This window comes from Paraburkholderia adhaesiva (assembly GCF_021390575.1).
In the GTDB taxonomy this organism is placed as follows: domain Bacteria; phylum Pseudomonadota; class Gammaproteobacteria; order Burkholderiales; family Burkholderiaceae; genus Paraburkholderia; species Paraburkholderia adhaesiva.
Genome location: NZ_JAJEJQ010000001.1, coordinates 2,069,106 through 2,086,163, shown reverse-complemented (window position 1 = coordinate 2,086,163; position 17,058 = coordinate 2,069,106). Strand labels below are relative to the sequence as shown.

The following is a 17,058-nucleotide window of genomic DNA, read 5'->3' as shown; positions in this document are numbered from 1 at the left end:
GGACGGCATAGGCCATATGGCCGGTTTGACAGCGTTCGCGTACCGAGGTCTGATCTCGACTACTACCTGGAGGTGCTCGATGTCGTCTCTTTCCCTGAACACCAAGCTCGACGGCAAGGTTGCCGTCGTCACCGGCGCGGCCAGCGGTATCGGCAAGCAGATCGCGCTCACGTTCGCGCAGGCGGGTGCCGCAGTCGCCATTGCGGACCTCAACCAGAGCGGCGCCGACGCCGTCGCTGAGGCGATCAAGGCCGCCGGCGGCAAGGCGATCGGCATTGCCATGGACGTCACGAGCGAGGACGCCGTGAATCAGGGCATGGACCGCGTTGCGGCCGAACTCGGCTCCGTGGACATCCTTGTTTCGAACGCGGGCATCCAGATCGTGAATCCGATCGAAAGCTACGCGTATTCCGACTGGAAGAAGATGCAGGCCATCCACGTGGATGGCGCGTTCCTCACCACCAAGGCGGCGCTCAAGCACATGTACAAGGACGATCGCGGCGGCGTCGTGATCTACATGGGTTCGGTGCACTCGCATGAGGCGTCGCCGCTCAAGTCGGCCTACGTCGCCGCGAAGCATGCGCTGCTCGGTCTGGCTCGCGTGCTCGCCAAGGAGGGTGCGAAGCACAACGTGCGCTCGCACGTAGTCTGCCCGGGCTTCGTGCGCACGCCGCTCGTCGACAAGCAGATTCCCGAGCAAGCCAGGGAGCTCGGCATTTCCGAAGAGGAAGTCGTCAGGCGCGTCATGCTCGGCGGCACGGTGGACGGAGTATTTACGACCGTCGAGGACGTTGCCCAGACGGTGCTGTTCCTTTCGGCGTTCCCGACCGCGGCGTTCACCGGTCAATCGTTCGTCGTCAGCCACGGATGGTTCATGCAGTAACAGCAGTGAAATCTGGGAGGGAACGCGGCCATGGTTCAACGCAAGAAGCAGGTCCAGTCCAGCGCCGTCGTCGATGAGACCGGCGTCCATACCGGCGCCGCGCCGCGGCCGCGTCCCGACTACTGTGGTGGCGAGTCGGCGCAATGGGAGACCATCGCGCTGACGTTGCAGGGCGGCGGCGCGCTGGGTGCGTACCAGGCCGGCGTCTATGAGGGACTCGCGGAGGCCGGCATCGCGCCGAACTGGATCGCCGGTATTTCGATCGGCGCGCTCAACACGGCGATCATCGCGGGCAATCCGCCCGAACATCGCGTCGCGCGGCTGCGCGAGTTCTGGGAGACGATCTGCCAGCCCGCCTATAGTCTGCCGATGCCAGCGTTCGTCGAGCATGCGCTCTTCAATTCGGGCGACGCGATCCGCAAGACGTTCACGGCGTTCCAGGCCGCAGGCGCGCTCGTAGAAGGGCAGAAGGGCTTTTTCGTGCCGCGCTTTCCGCCGCCCATGCCGAACGCATCCGGCCATCCGGAGCGCGCGAGTTACTACGACACGCGGCCACTCAAGGAGACGCTCGCGCGTCTGTGCGACTTCGATCGCATCAATTCGAAGGAAATTCGTGTTTCCGTAGGCGCGGTCAACGTGAGCACCGGCAACTTCGTCTACTTCGACAACACCACGACAAAGCTGCGGCCCGAGCATTTCATCGCATCGGGCGCGTTGCCGCCCGGCTTCGCGGCTGTCGAGATCGACGGCGAGTACTACTGGGACGGCGGGCTCATGTCGAACACGCCGCTCTACGAGGTGATCCAGACCACGCCGCGGCGCGACACACTCGCGTTCCAGGTCGATCTCTGGAGCGCTCGCGGTCCCGTGCCCGACAATCTCACCGATGTCCAGGGCCGCATGAAGGACATCCAGTATTCGAGTCGCACGCGTCTCGTGACCGACATGCTCCAACGTTCGCAGCGCTTTCGCCATGTGCTGCGCGAGGTGCTCGAGCGCGTCGCGCCCGAGCATCAGCAGGATTCGTGGGTCGAGCTGGCGGAGGAATTGTCATGCTCGAAGAAGTACAACGTGATCCACCTGATCTACCGGCAAAAGGAGTACGAGGGGCACTTCAAGGACTATCAGTTCGGTACTTCGACCATGCACGAGCATTGGCGAAGCGGCTTGCAGGACATACGCGCATCGCTCGCGCAGCCGGGCTGGCTCGACAAGCCCGATAACGATGCTGGGTTCGTCACGCACGACATTCACCGCGATGGCCGCGGGCATTCGCGCAAGGGAGAAGGCGAGGGCGTGGTGTAAGGCGGTCGTTGCCTGCGGTAGCGCGAACAGGCGGCTCTCGAAAGGACGCGACGTACTCGCAAAACCAGAGCGTCAAATGAAAAAGGCGCCCGTCGTTAAGACGGGCGCCTTTTTCGTTGCGGCAGCGAAGCTGCGCGCCGCTCGTTAAAGCGGCGCGTGTTCAAAGCTGCTTACTTGAGCACTTGCGCGACGGCGTTAGCCACGACGTCGAGATTGCGCGTGTTCAGCGCGGCCACGCAGATGCGGCCCGTGCTCACGGCGTAGATGCCGAACTCTTCGCGCAGGCGGTCCACTTGCGCTGCCGTCAGGCCCGAGTACGAGAACATGCCGCGCTGCACGTTGATGAAGTTGAAGTCGCGGTCGACGCCAGCGGCCGTCAGACGCTCGACGAGACCCGTGCGCATTGCACGGATGCGATTGCGCATTTCGCCCAGTTCGTTTTCCCACAGCGCGCGCAGTTCCGGCGAGCCGAGGACTGCAGCGACTACCGAGCCGCCATGCGTCGGCGGGTTCGAGTAGTTCGTGCGGATCACGCGCTTGAGCTGCGAGAGCACGCGCGCCGATTCTTCCTTGCTGCTCGTGATGATCGACAGCGCGCCGACGCGCTCGCCGTACAGCGAGAACGACTTCGAGAACGACGACGAGATGAACACGTTCAGTTCCGAAGCGGCGAAGAGGCGTACGACTTCGCCGTCTTCCGCGATGCCGTCACCGAAGCCCTGGTAGGCGATGTCGAGGAACGGCACGAGATTGCGCGCCTTCACGACTTCGATGACCTGCTTCCACTGGTCGACGGTCAGGTCCACGCCGGTCGGGTTGTGGCAGCACGCGTGCAGCACGATGACCGTGCCTGCGGCGTAGCCGTTCAGCGCGCTCAGCATGCCTTCGAAGTTCACGCCGTTGGTCTGCGCGTCGTAGTACGGGTACGCGATGACTTCGAAGCCTGCGCTTTCGAACAGCGCACGGTGGTTTTCCCAGCTCGGGTCGCTGATGGCGACCTTCGCGTTCGGGTTCACGCGCTTGAGGAAGTCGGCGCCGATCTTCAGTGCGCCCGTGCCGCCCAGCGCCTGCGCCGTCACGACACGGCCAGCAGCGATCAGCGGCGAGTCGTTGCCGAGCAGCAGCTTTTGCACGGCGGCGTCGTAGGCGGCGAGACCTTCGATCGGCAGATAGCCGCGGGGCAGCCCCGCTTCGACGCGGGCCTTTTCCGCGTCACGAACTGCGCGCAGCAGCGGAATCTTGCCTTCCTCGTTGGTGTAGACGCCCACGCCGAGGTTCACCTTGTTGGTGCGGGCATCGGCGTTATAGGCTTCGTTCAGACCCAGGATCGGGTCGCGAGGGGCGAGTTCGACAGCGGAGAAAAGGGACATGATGGTTCGGCAATAGTCAGGGATGGACACTCTGTTGGCCGCTTGCGCTGGCTTATGCGCCGCCGGGAGTTGTGTTATCCCGGCAACGCAGCCGGCCGGCCACGCAACTCGCTATTGTAGCGAATCTGTGAATCGTTTTCGCCCGCGGCGGTCGGATTGCGCGGTTTTCGGGCGTGTTTTGCTAGCGGGGCGCCGCTGCACATTTCCTGAGACGTGTGTCGCCCACGTGCTGTTTGCCGGGGCGACAAGCGTGGATCCTGTTCCCGAAAACGGGTGCCCGAACGCCGTACGCCCGGCGCGATCGGCTGCCTGCGCGCCGCAGCCCATTCGCTTCGGGCCGGTTTTCGTCCCACCTTGGTCCCGCTTCCCGCCCGATTCGGCCCCCGGCTTTGCCAGCGGCAAAACGCTAGAATAGTCGTTTGCTCCTGGCAGAGGATGTCGTCCCATGTCCGACCACAGTGTTGCCGATGCACCCGTGCTCGACGAGTCGAAGTTCATCCGCTTCGACGGCTCGCCGTTCGAGCTTTATCAGCCGTATCCGCCGGCCGGCGACCAGCCCACGGCCATCGAGACGCTCGTCGAGGGCGTCGGCGACGGCCTGATGTTCCAGACGCTGCTCGGCGTGACCGGGTCGGGCAAGACCTACACGATGGCGAACGCGATCGCGCGCCTTGGCCGCCCGGCCATCGTGTTCGCGCCGAACAAGACGCTCGCCGCGCAGCTCTACTCCGAATTCCGTGAGTTCTTCCCGCGCAACGCCGTCGAGTACTTCGTCTCGTACTACGACTACTACCAGCCGGAAGCGTACGTGCCGCAGCGCGATCTCTTCATCGAGAAGGATTCGTCGATCAACGAGCACATCGAACAGATGCGCCTGTCCGCGACCAAGAGCCTGATGGAGCGGCGCGACGTCGTGATCGTCGCGACTGTGTCGGCGATTTACGGTATCGGCAATCCGTCCGAGTATCACCAGATGATTCTCACGCTGCGCCACGGCGACAAGCTCGGCCAGCGCGACGTCATCGCGCGCCTCATTGCGATGCAGTACACACGCAATGAGCAGGACTTCCAGCGCGGCACGTTCCGCGTGCGCGGCGACACCATCGACATCTTCCCGGCCGAGCACGCCGAAATGGCCGTGCGCGTCGAACTGTTCGACGACGAGGTCGAGACGCTACAGCTCTTCGATCCGCTCACGGGTCGCGTGCGCCAGAAGATTCCGCGCTTCACGGTGTATCCGTCGTCGCACTACGTGACGCCGCGCGAGACCGTGCTGCGTGCCGTCGAGACGATCAAGACCGAACTGCGCGACCGGCTCGCGTTCTTCCACACCGAAGGCAAGCTCGTCGAGGCGCAGCGGATCGAACAGCGCACGCGATTCGACCTCGAAATGCTTCAGGAACTGGGTTTCTGCAAGGGCATCGAGAACTATTCGCGGCACTTCTCGGGCGCGCAGCCTGGCGAGCCGCCGCCGACACTCGTCGACTACCTGCCGCCCGACGCCATGATGTTCCTCGACGAATCGCACGTGCTGATCGGCCAGTTGAACGGCATGTACAACGGCGACCGTGCGCGCAAGGAAAACCTCGTCGATTACGGCTTCCGGCTGCCTTCCGCGCTCGATAACCGGCCGCTCAAGTTCGGCGAATTCGAGCGCAAGATGCGCCAGGTGATTTTCGTATCGGCGACGCCGGCCGACTACGAGAAGAAGGTGACCGGCCAGATTGCCGAGCAGGTCGTGCGGCCGACGGGTCTCGTCGATCCGGTGATCGAGGTGCGGCCCGCATCGACTCAGGTCGACGACGTGCTCGGCGAGATCAACGAACGCGTGGCCGCGGGCGAGCGTGTGCTCGTCACGACGCTCACGAAGCGCATGGCCGAGCAGCTCACCGAGTTCCTCGCCGATCACGGCGTGAAGGTTCGCTATCTGCACAGCGATATCGACACGGTCGAGCGCGTGGAGATCATCCGCGACCTGCGGCTTGGTACGTTCGACGTGCTCGTCGGCATCAACCTGCTGCGCGAGGGGCTCGACATTCCCGAGGTGTCGCTCGTCGCGATCCTCGACGCCGACAAGGAAGGCTTCCTGCGCGCCGAGCGCTCGCTGATCCAGACGATCGGCCGCGCGGCGCGCAATGTGAACGGCAAGGCGATTCTCTACGGTGATCGCATCACCGATTCGATGCGTCGTGCGATCGACGAAACGGAGCGCCGCCGCGCCAAGCAGATGGCGTTCAACGAGGCGCACGGCATCGTGCCGCGCGGCGTGGTCAAGCGCATCAAGGACATCATCGACGGCGTCTACAACGTCGACGAAGCACGGGCCGAACTGCGCGAGGAGCAGGAGCGCGCGAAGTTCGAGGACATGTCGGAGAAGCAGCTTGCGAAGGAAATCAAGAAGCTGGAAAAGCAGATGATGGACTACGCGAAGAACCTCGAATTCGAAAAGGCCGCTCAGACCCGCGACCAGCTTGCCCTGCTGCGTCAGCGCGTGTTCGGAGCCAACGTCGGCGATCATCCGGCCTGAGCAGTTCCGCGCGGAGCGGGAGCAGGAGGGCGGCACGCACAGGCCGCCCGCAGTTGACCACCTGACCACCCGTGCCGCCAACGGGCGTCCCAGGCCGGACGCCCGATTTCCCTCCCTCCTGGCCGCAAGACGGCGCATCGCGCCCGGCCCTCATCGCACAAAACCCTGTCACCTTAAGGCCTTACGCGAACACGTCTTTGTGATGGCTCCGCATCGGTGCTAAACTGCACACCATAGTGAGAATTGTTCGCATTAACGTTTACATCGTTATTGTGCCTTTGGTGGTGTTGTATCTCCCATAAAAATCAGGAGTTTCGATGCGGATTCACTCCCTTTTGCGCGGCATGACGCTGATCGCCGCCGCGACGGCTGCCTGTGCAGCCAGCGCGGCCGAATACCCGATCGGCAAACAACAGATTCAGGGCGGCATGGAAATTGGCGCGGTCTACCTGCAGCCGATCACCATGGATCCGGAAGGCATGATGCGCAAGGCGTCGGACTCCGATATCCACCTCGAAAGCGACATCCACGCGGTCAAGGGCAACCCGACCGGCTTCGCCGAGGGCGACTGGATGCCGTACCTGCAGGTTCGCTACGAACTGACGAAGCCGGGTTCGAGCTACGTGCAAAAGGGTGACCTCATGCCTATGGTCGCGGACGATGGCCCGCACTATGGCGACAACGTCAAGCTCGCGGGTCCGGGCAAGTATCACCTGAAGCTGATCGTGGAGGCGCCGATGCAGTCGGGCCACATGGCGTTCGGCCGTCACGTCGACAAGGAAACCGGTGTGGGTCCGTGGTTCAAGCCGATTACGGTCGAATACGACTTCCCGTTCGCGGGCATCGGCAAGAAGGGCGGCTATTAAGCGGCCAATGAGCGGAGAGCGCGGCGTGGTGTCTGGAGCGCGCCGCCGCCTGAAAACGCAGAACGAAGCAGGAACAACGAATGACTGGAACAAGGAAGATTGCGGGGCTCGCGCTCGCTGCGGTGCTGGTTGCCCCGGTCGCCGGGCTGTTTGCGCAGGCCGCACACGCAGAGGATCTGCCGACGTTCAAGCTGGAAATGACCGACGGCAAGCTGAACCCGACGCGCATCGAGGTGCCCGCGGGCAAGCGCATCAAGATCGACGTGCGAAACACGGGTAAGGGCGCGGCCGAGTTCGAGAGCGTCCAGTTGCGCAAGGAAAAGGTCCTGGCGCCGGGTGCGGAGTCGTTCGTCGTGATCGCGCCGCTCGATCCGGGCGAATACAAGTTTTTCGACGATTTCCACCAGCAGGCGCAAGGCCTGATCGTGGCGAAGTGATCGCGGCGGAATTCGCGTCGTCAGCAGGAGGGTTCGAATGGGTCAGGTGATGTTCGTCGTGTGGCGGGAGAGCGTCGAGGCGCTGCTCGTCGTCGGCATTCTCTATGCGTGGCTGAAGAACGGCGACGCCGACGCGCGGCGCGGTTTGCCGTACCTGTGGGGCGGCGTGGCGCTTGGCGTGCTCGCGGCAGTCGCACTGGGAGCCGCGCTGGTGGGATTCACCGAAGTGCTTTCGGGCGACGCGCAGGACTACTTCCAGACTGCAATGGTGCTCGTCGCCTGCGTGCTGATCGTGCAGATGGTGCTGTGGATGAAGCAGCACGGGCGCACGCTCAAGCGCGAGATGGAACATTCGCTCGAAGCAAGTGCGCGCGACGCGAAGTGGTGGGGCGTGACGGCGCTCGTTGCGCTCGCCATTGCGCGCGAGGGCAGCGAGACGGTGATCTTCCTCTATGGCCTTGGCTTCGGCCAGTCGGGCCATGTCGACGCAAGCCAGTACTTCGCGGTGGTGACCGGCCTCGCGCTCGCGTTCCTCACGTTCTACGTTCTGCAACTGGGCGGGAAGGTGTTTTCGTGGCGCCACTTCTTCCGCATCACCGAGATCATGCTGCTCCTGCTCGGCGCAGGCCTGTTCCAGACCGGCGTCGACAAGCTGATCGACAAGGAAATCCTGCCGACCCTCATCGACCAGGTGTGGAACGCATCCGCACTGCTTGATGATTCGAGCACCTTCGGCTCGCTCGTGGCGACGCTCACCGGCTATCGCGCGCACCCGGCGCTCATGAACTTGATCGCGTTTGCCGCGTACTGGGGTGTCGTGTGGCTCCTCGTGCGTCGCGCGAATGGCCGTGCGGCGGCGATTGGCAAGAGGCGTGCGGCGTGAGCTGCGCATCGGCGCAGCCGGTTGTGAGGCGCGGCAAGCTCGCCCAGGCTGGGCTATGGATGCAACGGCACGGCGCGGTGATCCGTGGCGTGCAGTGGATCGTCGTTGCGGTCTACGCGTTTCTGATTCTCGTGCCTGCGGTCATGCCGCTGCCCGGCGATACCGCGCACCTCTGGAACAATCTCACGCTCGCGGCGCAGTTCGTGTTCTGGGGCATCTGGTGGCCGTTCGTGCTGCTGTCGATGATCATGCTTGGCCGCGTATGGTGTGGCGTGCTCTGTCCCGAGGGCGCGCTCACTGAGTTCGCGAGTCGCTTCGGTCGCGGTGGTGCGATTCCGCATTGGATGCGCTGGGGTGGCTGGCCCTTCGTCGCGTTCGGAATGACGACCATCTATGGCCAGATGGTGAGCGTCTACCAATACCCGAAAGCGGTGTTGCTCGTGCTGGGTGGCTCGACGCTCGGCGCGATGGTGATCGGCTTTCTTTATGGCCGCGAGAAGCGGATCTGGTGCCGCTACCTGTGCCCCGTCAACGGGGTGTTTTCGCTTCTGGCGCGCCTCGCGCCGTTCCACTACAAGGTCAATGAGGACGCCTGGCGCCGCTCGTACAAATCGGGCGAGCACGGCGGACATCGCGTGATTCCGGTTAATTGCGCGCCGCTCGTGCCGCTGCGCAACATGAAGGGCGCCGCTTCGTGCCACATGTGCGGCCGCTGCGCGGGCCACCGCGACGCGATCGATCTGACGTGGCGCTCGCCTGCGCAAGAGGTCGTCGAACTCGGTGACCGGCAGGCAAAGGGTTGGGACACCGCGCTCATCCTCTATGGTCTGCTCGGCATTGCGATCGGCGCTTTTCACTGGAGCGGTTCACCGTGGTTCGTCGATCTGAAGCAGTCGATTGCAGGCTGGCTCATCGATCGCGACATCACCTGGCCGCTCGACACGAACGCGCCGTGGTTCCTGCTCACGCACTATCCTGAGCAGAACGACGTGTTTTCGTGGCTCGACGGGACGCTGATCGTCGGCTATATCGTCGCGACCGGGCTCGCTATCGGCACCACGCTCCTCGCGATTCTGGCGCTCGCGTGCGTGCCGCTCGGACGCTTCGAGATGCGCCGTCTGCATCACCTTGCACAGGCGCTGATTCCGCTAGCGGGTGCGGGAGTTTTTCTGGGTCTTTCGGCCACGACGCTCTCGCTGTTGCGCGCCGAGCACATGCAGCTCGACTGGGCAACTGGCGCGCGAATTGCGATTCTTGTCATATTCAATTTGTGGAGCGGCTGGCTTGCGTGGCGGGTGACAGGCCGCTACAGTCAGCGGCTCTGGCAGCGTGGTTTCGCGATGCTCTGTTTCGCCGCCGCGCTCGCCGTGATCGACGGTGCGTGGTGGCTCATGTTCTGGGGCTGGGCGCACTGATCGGCGGTTCAACCGATCGGAGAGCAAGCCATGCGAACCAGAGCGGTATTGACTGACGAAGACATCGTGACGATGGGCGATGCGGCCGTCTCACATGCACGCACCAATCAATGGAACGTGACGATTGCGATCGTCGATGATGGCGGGCATCTGCTGTGGCTGCGCCGTCTTGACGGCGCGTCGCCCGGCACGGCCGAAATGGCAACATCGAAGGCCCGCACCGCAGCACTCGGCCGTCGCGAAAGCAAGATCTATGAGGACGTCATCCGGCAGGGGCGCACCGCCTTTCTGAGCGCGCCGCTGACGGCGATGCTGGAGGGCGGGGTGCCGATCGTCGTCAACGGCGATGTGATCGGCGCGATCGGCGTCTCGGGTGTGAAGTCCGATCAGGATGCAGCCGTGGCCCGCGCGGGCATCGCGGCGCTCGGCGTCGAGTAATACATCGCTTTGCCGGTGCGCGTGATCGCTACGCGACACGAGCACATCGGTTAGCACTGGAAAAAGCTAAGGCCGCAGACAATGCTGCGGCCTTAGGCTCGAGCCGCGCCTGGCCTCGGCGCCGCCTCTATCACGGTGAGAACAAAAAAATGGCATGGCTGACTGCAACGGCCGGCTTGAATAATGTTTGCACGAAGGGGTCTAGATCTCGCGTGCAGGCCGTCGTGGCTGGCTAGTGCCCCAACGCCTCGCGTAAGGAGGCGGTCCCCACAATACCCGGTACGAACTACTTGGTGAGGATCAGCTTGCCGAGCCGGGTGGCTCGCAGCTGGTACGTCTCGCCGTTGTGCTTGATGTCCACGACACTGCGGCCTTGCAGCAGCGTCGTGCTGTCGAGCGCGCACCCGGCGCCGACTTCTGGTGCCGCTGCGGTTGCGGTTACCGCACTCGTGCACGGTTGCGTTTGCGCGGCCGGTTTCGATCGCGTGGCGCTCGACGCCGGGCCGCCAGCGCGGCGCAGGCTGAGCGTTGACGAGCGGTTGAAGTCGGTCATGAGCGTGGTGTCTGTTTCGATTCGATGGAATAATATTAAATGATAATCATTCCTATTTGCAACCGCGAAATATGTATCGGATCGGAGCAACGATAGTTTTTGGCGGAGCGCGGGGTGGTCCCACTGTGCAGGTCGTGCGTTACCACGCGAAGCGGCCGCTCACCGCACGGCACCCGCCTCACACGTAAAGCGACTCAATGGTGCAGCGCGCCCGGGCCGTTGGGTCCGAGCACGAACTCGCGAATCAGACGCACGGTGTCGATATCCGACTCCCGATACGCGGACTTCACGATTTCCGAGGTCTGCCGGTCGTCATCGGTAACGGCGGCGGGCAACGTCGTGCGGTACTCGAAACGCAGGAACAGCTCCGATTCGTCGGGCTCTTCGATCGTCATCGTGAGCGAGCCGCCCACGTGCTCCTCGGTCGCAAGGATGTCGTAGCGCACGCTCTGGCCGGGCGTGAGCGTGACGCGGTCGCGCACCGTCGCGTTACCGTAGTGCAGCTCCCGTTCGAGCGTGTTTTCCTCGCGCGAGAGGATCGTGCAGCTATCGAGGCCGAGCACGAAGAGTTGCGGCTGCTCCGCGCGCAGCACGAGGCCTTCCCACAACTGCTCGCGCGTCATTGCCGGGACGAGCGGGTTCTGTGGGTCGTTGATCTGGATGAGATGTTCGAAATTCAAGTCGAAGGCTTCCTGTGGCATTGTCCGTGAGCGCCGCTCACGCGGCCACCAGACCAGAGCGGATCGTTACCGACTGGGTCAGGATCTTGTGGACAGGGCATACGTTCGCGATCTCCAGCAGACGCTCGCGCTGTTCACTCGTGAGTGCGCCTTCGAGCGCGATCTGGCGGTCGATGGTCGCGCCGGAGGCGCCGTTTTCCATCGAGAGCTTGACGCGCACGCCTTCGAGCGGCCATTCCTTGCGCTTTGCGTACATCTTGAGCGTGATCGACGTGCAGGCGCCGAGGCTCGAGAGCAGGAGCGAGAACGGCGTCGGGCCGGTGTCGCCGCCGCCGAGCGAGGCGGGTTCGTCGGCGACCCACGTGTGGGTGCCATCGTTGAATTGAACCTGGTAGTCGGTTGAGCCGATGTGGGCAATGACGGCGGGTTCGGCCATGCGCTCCTCGCGGACGGTACGGGCTGATAGGGGACGGGAAGCGAGCGGTGAATCCCTGCGCTTCCCTGGAGGCCCTATTGTGACGGAAAGCCAAAAAAGCTGTGGAAAGTATCGGAGGAAATGGGCGATTACCCGGCACTGCAATGCAGCATCGCCGCGCCGCAAATAACGCGTCAGTGCGCGATGTGCCCCATGCGCCCCGCCTGGTAGTCGAGCACGGCCTGGCGGATTTCCTGTTCCGTATTCATCACGAACGGGCCATAGCGCACGACCGGCTCGTTGAGCGGTTCGCCGCCAATCAGCAACACCTCCAGCGCCTCGGTTGCATCGTCCGGTGCGGCGAGGACGACCGAGTCGCCGTCGTTGGCGAACGCGATCATCTGCTGTGCCTCGATACGCTCGCCGTCAGGCCCGTAGTGTCCGATGCCCGCGAGGCCATACGCGAACACGCGCCAGTTGCGCGGCACAGCCTGTTCGACGCGTCCGCCCGGTGCGATCGTGAAGTGCTGGTAGAGGATCGGCGTGCGCGTTTCGATTGCGGCTTTTACGCCGAGCGATTCGCCCGCGATCACTTTCACCGAGACCTTGCCGTCCGCCGATCGACCGACCGGAATGCGCGCGGTCGGCATTTCCTGGTAGCGCGGCGCGATCATCTTGTCGCGCGCGGGCAGATTCACCCACAACTGCAGACCGTGCATGCGGCCGCCGCTGCGGGCGAACTCGGGGTCGGGCATCTCGCTGTGAATGACGCCCGCGCCGGCGGTCATCCACTGCACGTCGCCAGGGCCAAGCGTGCCCGAATGTCCCGCCGAATCCTTGTGACCGAAGCGCCCTTCGAGGACATACGTGACGGTTTCGAAGCCGCGGTGCGGGTGATCCGGTGCGCCCTTCGCGGCGCCCGGCGCGTAGTCGGTCGGACCCATTTCGTCGAGCAGCAGGAACGGATCGAAGTCCATCAACTGCCGCGTCGGGAACGGTCGATGGACGATGAACCCGGCACCCTCGGTGGTGCGAACGGCGGGAAAGACGCGTTCGATCGTGCGGGTGGTCGTCATGGATGTCACCTCCGAACAGGGGGAATTGCGTTATATACGAAACAAACCGCTATTATAGGTAGCCGATTTGCCAAGTTTGACGGCCCAGACGCAATGGATTGTCCCATCAGTGGAACGACCACATGAAGATCGACTCGCATAATCTGAACGATTTGATGTACTTCTCACAGGTCGTCGAGCACGGCGGTTTCTCGGCGGCCGAACGCGTACTCGGCATTTCGAAGTCTCGTCTGTCGAGGCGGGTGAGCGAGCTTGAAGCATCGCTCGGCGTGCGCCTGCTGCAGCGCTCGACGCGCAAGCTGGCGCTCACCGAAGCCGGCGATCTTTTCTATCAGCATTGCCGCGCCATGCTCTCCGAAGCGCAGGCCGCCGTGAACGTCGTCCAGTCGTTGCGCTCGTCGCCGCGCGGCACGGTGCGAGTGAGCGTACCGGTTACGCTTTCGCAGACCATCTTTTCGCAGATCATTCCGGAGTTCATGATTCGCTACCCCGAGGTGCGGGTCGTGATGCGCGTGACGAACCGCGTAATCGACCTCTTCGAGGATTCGGTGGATATCGCGCTGCGTGTGCGCTCGGAGCCGCCGCAGAATGCGAACATCGTGGTGCGTCCGCTCTGGCGTACGGAGCAGATGCTCGTCGGCGCGCCGAGCCTGCTCGCGCAGAACGCGCCGCCACTCACACCCGACGATCTCGCACGTTTCGAAACGCTCGATACACCGACGAGCGACGGCCGCCACGTGTATCAACTGATCGCACCGGACGGCACGCGCCATTCGCACGAACACGAGCCACGCCTCATCTCGGCCGATCTCACGACCATCCGCGAAGCCGCGCTCGCGGGCCTCGGCATCGCGGCGATGCCCGAGATGATGTATGGCGCCGCGCTGCGCTCGGGCAAGCTTTCGCCTGTGATGCCGGGCTGGACGCTGCCGGTGCCGCAGCTTTACGCGGTGTTTCTCTCGCGGCAGGGCATGGTGCCGGCGGTGCGCGCGTTCGTCGATTACCTCGTCGAAGTGCTCGATGCCGACCAGAGCTTGCAGCAGGAGTGTCCGCTGCGCAGCGAAATCGCGCCGCTGCTCGAACGCGATCGTGAGACGCAGCCAGTGGCGCCAGCGTTGCGTGCGAAGTCCCGGCGCAACATTGAGACTGCATGAAGAATCGCAGGGCAGGCTCTGCCTATGCCTTTTTGCATTTAAGCGTCGCCAGCAATCGTTACTTTCAATGGGCAATGTCTTGAATGCGAGCGGCGAGAGGAATATATTGAAATCCCTCTCGCCAAGACCGGTCTTGTGCGGGAATTGATGGCCGCTATGATAGCGAGCCTTCAGGGCTGATAGCGCTATCCGTGTTGCCCACGGTATGTCGCATGTGTTGACGCGAACTGGCCGACGGTGAGCGTCGAGACCGCCCGAATGCGCCGCGTGCGCTCGAAAAAAGGCCTTCATCTGACGATGAGGGCCTTTTACTTTGTACAGACCAGGGACGCGAAATACGCGGCAGTGGCCCGGCCGTTCCGCACTTCCGTAATTGCGCGCGGGATCGGTGGTCAACCCGGTATCGCAGGACAGCGCAGCATGCCTCCGATTGTGCTTGTGCCAATTTCCCGGACGTCACTTTGCAGTGCGTGCTCACGTGCGGCACGGCATGCGCAGTGGTCAATACGTTGATCTATGTGGCTTCGCTTCTTCCATCTGGCTGCTTGCGTGTAGCAGGCCGATCTTCACGGAGCGACAGATTGCGGTGATCGTCATCAGGAAATTGATAAGGATACCGAACATAAAATCGTGCCAGTGCACGCGTTGATATCGTTCATCCGATCATCGTGAGACTGCGCGTTAGAGTGCGTGCGGTGACGCGCCCGTCGGTTACGAAGATCGAGTGCAGGCTGTGCACGATGGGGAGCGACGAAGAAACCGAAAAAATGGCAATGACACGCGCCTGACTAGATGGACCAGCGACGGCGCCAATCGTAAGCAGTGCGTGAGAGATGATCTACGTGGTGTCTCACCGCGTCATTCGCGGAATATCCACAGCGCGATGCACACAGTCGTCACGAATCCGGCCAGCAATTCCATCCCAATCTCCTGATAGAGGGGTGAGCGGTCGCTGGCTCGTCGTGAAACTGGCTTGCTGGCGGCGCGAACGGGGCGCGCCGGGATGTTCAGGCGGCCTGAAGCTCGTAGAACACGACGGGGGCAGCGGCGGGCGCGGCCGCCGGATGGGCGTGGGCGACGCCACAACGGCTCGCGCAAACACCGCTCTGGGCCATCACGTCGCGAACCGTTTCTTCGCATTTGCCGCAGCAGGTCGCAACGCCGAGTTCGAACTGCAGTTCATCGAATGAATCCGTGCCTTCGGCAATGGAAGCTCGGATCGTCCGGTCGGAGACGGACTTGCACACGCAGACAATCATGATGGTGTAGCGCAACAGAGATCAGTAATGGGAATTATTATCATTATCTTTGGTGCGCTTGGCAAGCGCCTTGACGGATTTTTTGTAACAAAACCGGACACTTAGCATGGATTTTCGCTGGAGCCCCGGCCCGTGAGGAAGGCGCGAAACGGGGGCTGACGGCGGTTCGGCAGCCAGAAAGGCTCGGCTCGCCAGACGGGCGCTACAACGAGGGTGCGACGTCAGACCGCGTCGGTTTCCAGTTCGAGCGTGCGTCGTGACGGAATCCGCACGGCTTCGACCTGCGCGTCGATGCCGAGCAGCGCCGCGGCAAGCACGCGCAGATGGGTGCCATCGCTCGTCGAGCAAAAGCGTGCGCTCGCTTGCGCGTCGCCTGCTGCGTCTGCGAGCAGGCCGTGATGGCCCAGCACGCGTTCGAGCTGCCGCGCGATGGCGACGCTGGTGTCGACAAGCGTCATGCGCTCGCCGACGATCGAGCGGATCGCCGTGTCCAGAAATGGATAGTGCGTGCAGCCGAGCACGAGCGTATCGGCGCCGGCGTCGAGCATCGGCGCGAGATAGCCGCGCAGCAGCGCGAGCAGTTCGGGAGAGCCTGTGTCGCAGCGCTCCACGGCTTCCACTAGCCCGTGACCGGGCTGGCAGAGCACGCGCAGATCAGCCGCATGACGTTCGACGAGAGCCTGAAAGCGCGTGCTGCGCAGCGTGACCTGGGTGGCGAGCACGCCCGCCACGCGCGTTTTCGACTGCAGCGCAGCGGGTTTGATGCCGGGTTCCACGCCGACTAACGGGATGGGCAGCCGCTCGCGCACGAATTCGATTGATTGCGCGGTGGCCGTGTTGCAGGCCACCACGAGTGCCTTGGCGCCCTGCGCCACGAGCCATTCGCCGATGGCGAGCGTGCGGTCGGCGATGAAGTCGTCGTCGCGCTGCCCGTAAGGCGCGTAGCGCGAGTCGGCGACATAGACGAGACGTTCGGCGGGCAGGAGCGTGCGCACCGCGCGCAGCACGGAAAGGCCGCCAAGGCCAGAGTCGAAGATGCCGACGGGCGCGGCGCCGCTAGGAGGCGAAACGTTCAAGATAGTCCGGGCAGGATAGTAGGGACGCATTCGCCGCCGGGCGCATGCGTCGAAACAGCAAGACAGCGATCAGGATTCTACCGAACCCATGCCCGACTGCTGATAGTTCTGGATGCCGACCTTGTCGATGAGATCAAGCTGCGTTTCGAGCCAGTCGATGTGCTCTTCGGTCTCGTCGAGGATCGTTACGAAGATTTCGCGCGAGACGAAGTCGCGCACGGACTCGCAATAGACGATCGCTTCCTTGCAGGTGCCCTGGGAAATCTGTTCGAGTTTCAGGTCGCATTCGAGGATTTCCTTCGTCTCCTCGCCGATCAGCAGCTTGTGCAGGTCCTGCAGGTTCGGCAGGCCGTCGAGCACGAAGATGCGTTCGATCAGCATGTCGGCGTGCTTCATTTCGCCGATCGATTCGTCGTATTCGTGTTTGCCGAGCTTGTCGAGGCCCCAGTGGTCATACATGCGCGCGTGCAGGAAATACTGATTGATGGCGGTCAGCTCGTTCTTGAGCTGCGCATTCAGATATTCGATCACCTTCTTGTCGCCTTGCATGATCTTTTCCTTGGTGTGTGGGGCGGGCTCTGGTTTTCAACAATAAGCGCTGTGCCAGCAAAAGCCAAGGCTGACTGCGGACCCAAAGCCGGTCCTTGCAATGGATACCCAGCCTCGAGCCGTTTTGCGGTGCATAAAAAAACCGGGGCACAGGGCCCCGGTTTTGTGTATC

Annotated in this window: 17 protein-coding genes; 9 read left to right on the top strand and 8 right to left on the bottom strand. The window is 63.2% G+C overall.

Annotated elements, in window-relative coordinates; all coding sequences use genetic code 11:
• The first annotated feature begins 79 nt into the window (after positions 1-79).
• Entirely contained in the window at positions 80-883 is an 804-nt protein-coding gene (locus L0U80_RS09425; protein WP_233863673.1) for a 3-hydroxybutyrate dehydrogenase, read from the top strand.
• Positions 884-913: 30 nt separating this feature from the next.
• A complete protein-coding gene (locus tag L0U80_RS09420; RefSeq protein WP_233863672.1) occupies positions 914-2,188 on the top strand; it encodes a DUF3734 domain-containing protein in 1,275 nt (424 codons plus the stop codon).
• 170 nt (positions 2,189-2,358) lie between these two features.
• Here L0U80_RS09420 and L0U80_RS09415 read toward each other — a convergent pair whose 3' ends face one another.
• Entirely contained in the window at positions 2,359-3,558 is a 1,200-nt protein-coding gene (locus L0U80_RS09415; protein WP_233863671.1) for an amino acid aminotransferase, read from the bottom strand.
• Positions 3,559-4,003: 445 nt separating this feature from the next.
• Between L0U80_RS09415 and uvrB the strand changes: the two genes are divergently transcribed.
• The 6 genes from uvrB (at position 4,004) to L0U80_RS09385 (ending at position 10,124) form a co-directional block, all read left to right on the top strand.
• Positions 4,004-6,085 carry an excinuclease ABC subunit UvrB gene (gene uvrB / locus L0U80_RS09410; protein WP_233863670.1) on the top strand — a complete coding sequence of 694 codons (2,082 nt, stop codon included), beginning with the start codon at positions 4,004-4,006 and terminating at the stop codon, positions 6,083-6,085.
• 317 nt (positions 6,086-6,402) lie between these two features.
• Positions 6,403-6,951, top strand: a complete 549-nt coding sequence (locus tag L0U80_RS09405) for an iron transporter (RefSeq protein WP_233863669.1) — start codon at positions 6,403-6,405, stop codon at positions 6,949-6,951.
• An 80-nt stretch (positions 6,952-7,031) separates the two neighbouring features.
• A complete protein-coding gene (locus L0U80_RS09400; protein WP_233863668.1) occupies positions 7,032-7,388 on the top strand; it encodes a cupredoxin domain-containing protein in 357 nt (118 codons plus the stop codon).
• Between the two features lie 37 nt (positions 7,389-7,425).
• Complete coding sequence (locus L0U80_RS09395; protein ID WP_233863667.1) at positions 7,426-8,271, top strand: FTR1 family iron permease; 846 nt, start codon at positions 7,426-7,428, stop codon at positions 8,269-8,271.
• A 59-nt stretch (positions 8,272-8,330) separates the two neighbouring features.
• Positions 8,331-9,686, top strand: coding sequence for a 4Fe-4S binding protein (locus L0U80_RS09390; protein WP_233865820.1), 1,356 nt, complete (start codon positions 8,331-8,333; stop codon positions 9,684-9,686).
• Positions 9,687-9,716: 30 nt separating this feature from the next.
• Positions 9,717-10,124, top strand: a complete 408-nt coding sequence (locus tag L0U80_RS09385) for a GlcG/HbpS family heme-binding protein (protein ID WP_233863666.1) — start codon at positions 9,717-9,719, stop codon at positions 10,122-10,124.
• Positions 10,125-10,410: 286 nt separating this feature from the next.
• On the opposite strand, the gene L0U80_RS09380 is transcribed toward L0U80_RS09385, so the two are convergent.
• From L0U80_RS09380 to L0U80_RS09365, 4 genes are all read right to left on the bottom strand, one after another.
• Positions 10,411-10,677: a hemin uptake protein HemP gene (locus tag L0U80_RS09380; RefSeq protein ID WP_233863665.1), complete on the bottom strand. Its 267-nt coding sequence runs from the start codon at positions 10,675-10,677 to the stop codon at positions 10,411-10,413.
• 194 nt (positions 10,678-10,871) lie between these two features.
• Positions 10,872-11,357: an SRPBCC family protein gene (locus tag L0U80_RS09375; protein WP_233863664.1), complete on the bottom strand. Its 486-nt coding sequence runs from the start codon at positions 11,355-11,357 to the stop codon at positions 10,872-10,874.
• Positions 11,358-11,394: 37 nt separating this feature from the next.
• Positions 11,395-11,793 (bottom strand): OsmC family protein, encoded by a 399-nt coding sequence (locus L0U80_RS09370; RefSeq protein WP_233863663.1) that lies wholly within the window; start codon positions 11,791-11,793, stop codon positions 11,395-11,397.
• Positions 11,794-11,966: 173 nt separating this feature from the next.
• Positions 11,967-12,848 carry a pirin family protein gene (locus L0U80_RS09365; protein WP_233863662.1) on the bottom strand — a complete coding sequence of 294 codons (882 nt, stop codon included), beginning with the start codon at positions 12,846-12,848 and terminating at the stop codon, positions 11,967-11,969.
• Positions 12,849-12,970: 122 nt separating this feature from the next.
• On the opposite strand from L0U80_RS09365, the gene L0U80_RS09360 reads away from it, so the two are divergent.
• On the top strand, positions 12,971-14,002 hold the full coding sequence (locus tag L0U80_RS09360; protein ID WP_233863661.1) for a LysR family transcriptional regulator: 1,032 nt from the start codon (positions 12,971-12,973) through the stop codon (positions 14,000-14,002).
• 1,007 nt (positions 14,003-15,009) lie between these two features.
• On the opposite strand, the gene L0U80_RS09355 is transcribed toward L0U80_RS09360, so the two are convergent.
• From L0U80_RS09355 to bfr, 3 genes are all read right to left on the bottom strand, one after another.
• Complete coding sequence (locus L0U80_RS09355; protein WP_233865818.1) at positions 15,010-15,261, bottom strand: (2Fe-2S)-binding protein; 252 nt, start codon at positions 15,259-15,261, stop codon at positions 15,010-15,012.
• Between the two features lie 221 nt (positions 15,262-15,482).
• Positions 15,483-16,337: a glutamate racemase gene (gene murI, locus L0U80_RS09350; protein WP_373322130.1), complete on the bottom strand. Its 855-nt coding sequence runs from the start codon at positions 16,335-16,337 to the stop codon at positions 15,483-15,485.
• A 69-nt stretch (positions 16,338-16,406) separates the two neighbouring features.
• On the bottom strand, positions 16,407-16,886 hold the full coding sequence (gene bfr / locus L0U80_RS09345) for a bacterioferritin (RefSeq protein ID WP_233863659.1): 480 nt from the start codon (positions 16,884-16,886) through the stop codon (positions 16,407-16,409).
• Positions 16,887-17,058 lie beyond the last annotated feature (172 nt).

Coding starts and splice junctions, on each gene's coding strand:
- L0U80_RS09425 (WP_233863673.1), top strand. CDS start 80: ATGTCGTCTCTTTCCCTGAACACCAAGCTCGACGGCAAGGTTGCCGTC.
- L0U80_RS09420 (WP_233863672.1), top strand. CDS start 914: ATGGTTCAACGCAAGAAGCAGGTCCAGTCCAGCGCCGTCGTCGATGAG.
- L0U80_RS09415 (WP_233863671.1), bottom strand. CDS start 3,558: ATGTCCCTTTTCTCCGCTGTCGAACTCGCCCCTCGCGACCCGATCCTG.
- uvrB (WP_233863670.1), top strand. CDS start 4,004: ATGTCCGACCACAGTGTTGCCGATGCACCCGTGCTCGACGAGTCGAAG.
- L0U80_RS09405 (WP_233863669.1), top strand. CDS start 6,403: ATGCGGATTCACTCCCTTTTGCGCGGCATGACGCTGATCGCCGCCGCG.
- L0U80_RS09400 (WP_233863668.1), top strand. CDS start 7,032: ATGACTGGAACAAGGAAGATTGCGGGGCTCGCGCTCGCTGCGGTGCTG.
- L0U80_RS09395 (WP_233863667.1), top strand. CDS start 7,426: ATGGGTCAGGTGATGTTCGTCGTGTGGCGGGAGAGCGTCGAGGCGCTG.
- L0U80_RS09390 (WP_233865820.1), top strand. CDS start 8,331: ATGCAACGGCACGGCGCGGTGATCCGTGGCGTGCAGTGGATCGTCGTT.
- L0U80_RS09385 (WP_233863666.1), top strand. CDS start 9,717: ATGCGAACCAGAGCGGTATTGACTGACGAAGACATCGTGACGATGGGC.
- L0U80_RS09380 (WP_233863665.1), bottom strand. CDS start 10,677: ATGACCGACTTCAACCGCTCGTCAACGCTCAGCCTGCGCCGCGCTGGC.
- L0U80_RS09370 (WP_233863663.1), bottom strand. CDS start 11,793: ATGGCCGAACCCGCCGTCATTGCCCACATCGGCTCAACCGACTACCAG.
- L0U80_RS09365 (WP_233863662.1), bottom strand. CDS start 12,848: ATGACGACCACCCGCACGATCGAACGCGTCTTTCCCGCCGTTCGCACC.
- L0U80_RS09360 (WP_233863661.1), top strand. CDS start 12,971: ATGAAGATCGACTCGCATAATCTGAACGATTTGATGTACTTCTCACAG.
- L0U80_RS09355 (WP_233865818.1), bottom strand. CDS start 15,261: ATGATTGTCTGCGTGTGCAAGTCCGTCTCCGACCGGACGATCCGAGCT.
- bfr (WP_233863659.1), bottom strand. CDS start 16,886: ATGCAAGGCGACAAGAAGGTGATCGAATATCTGAATGCGCAGCTCAAG.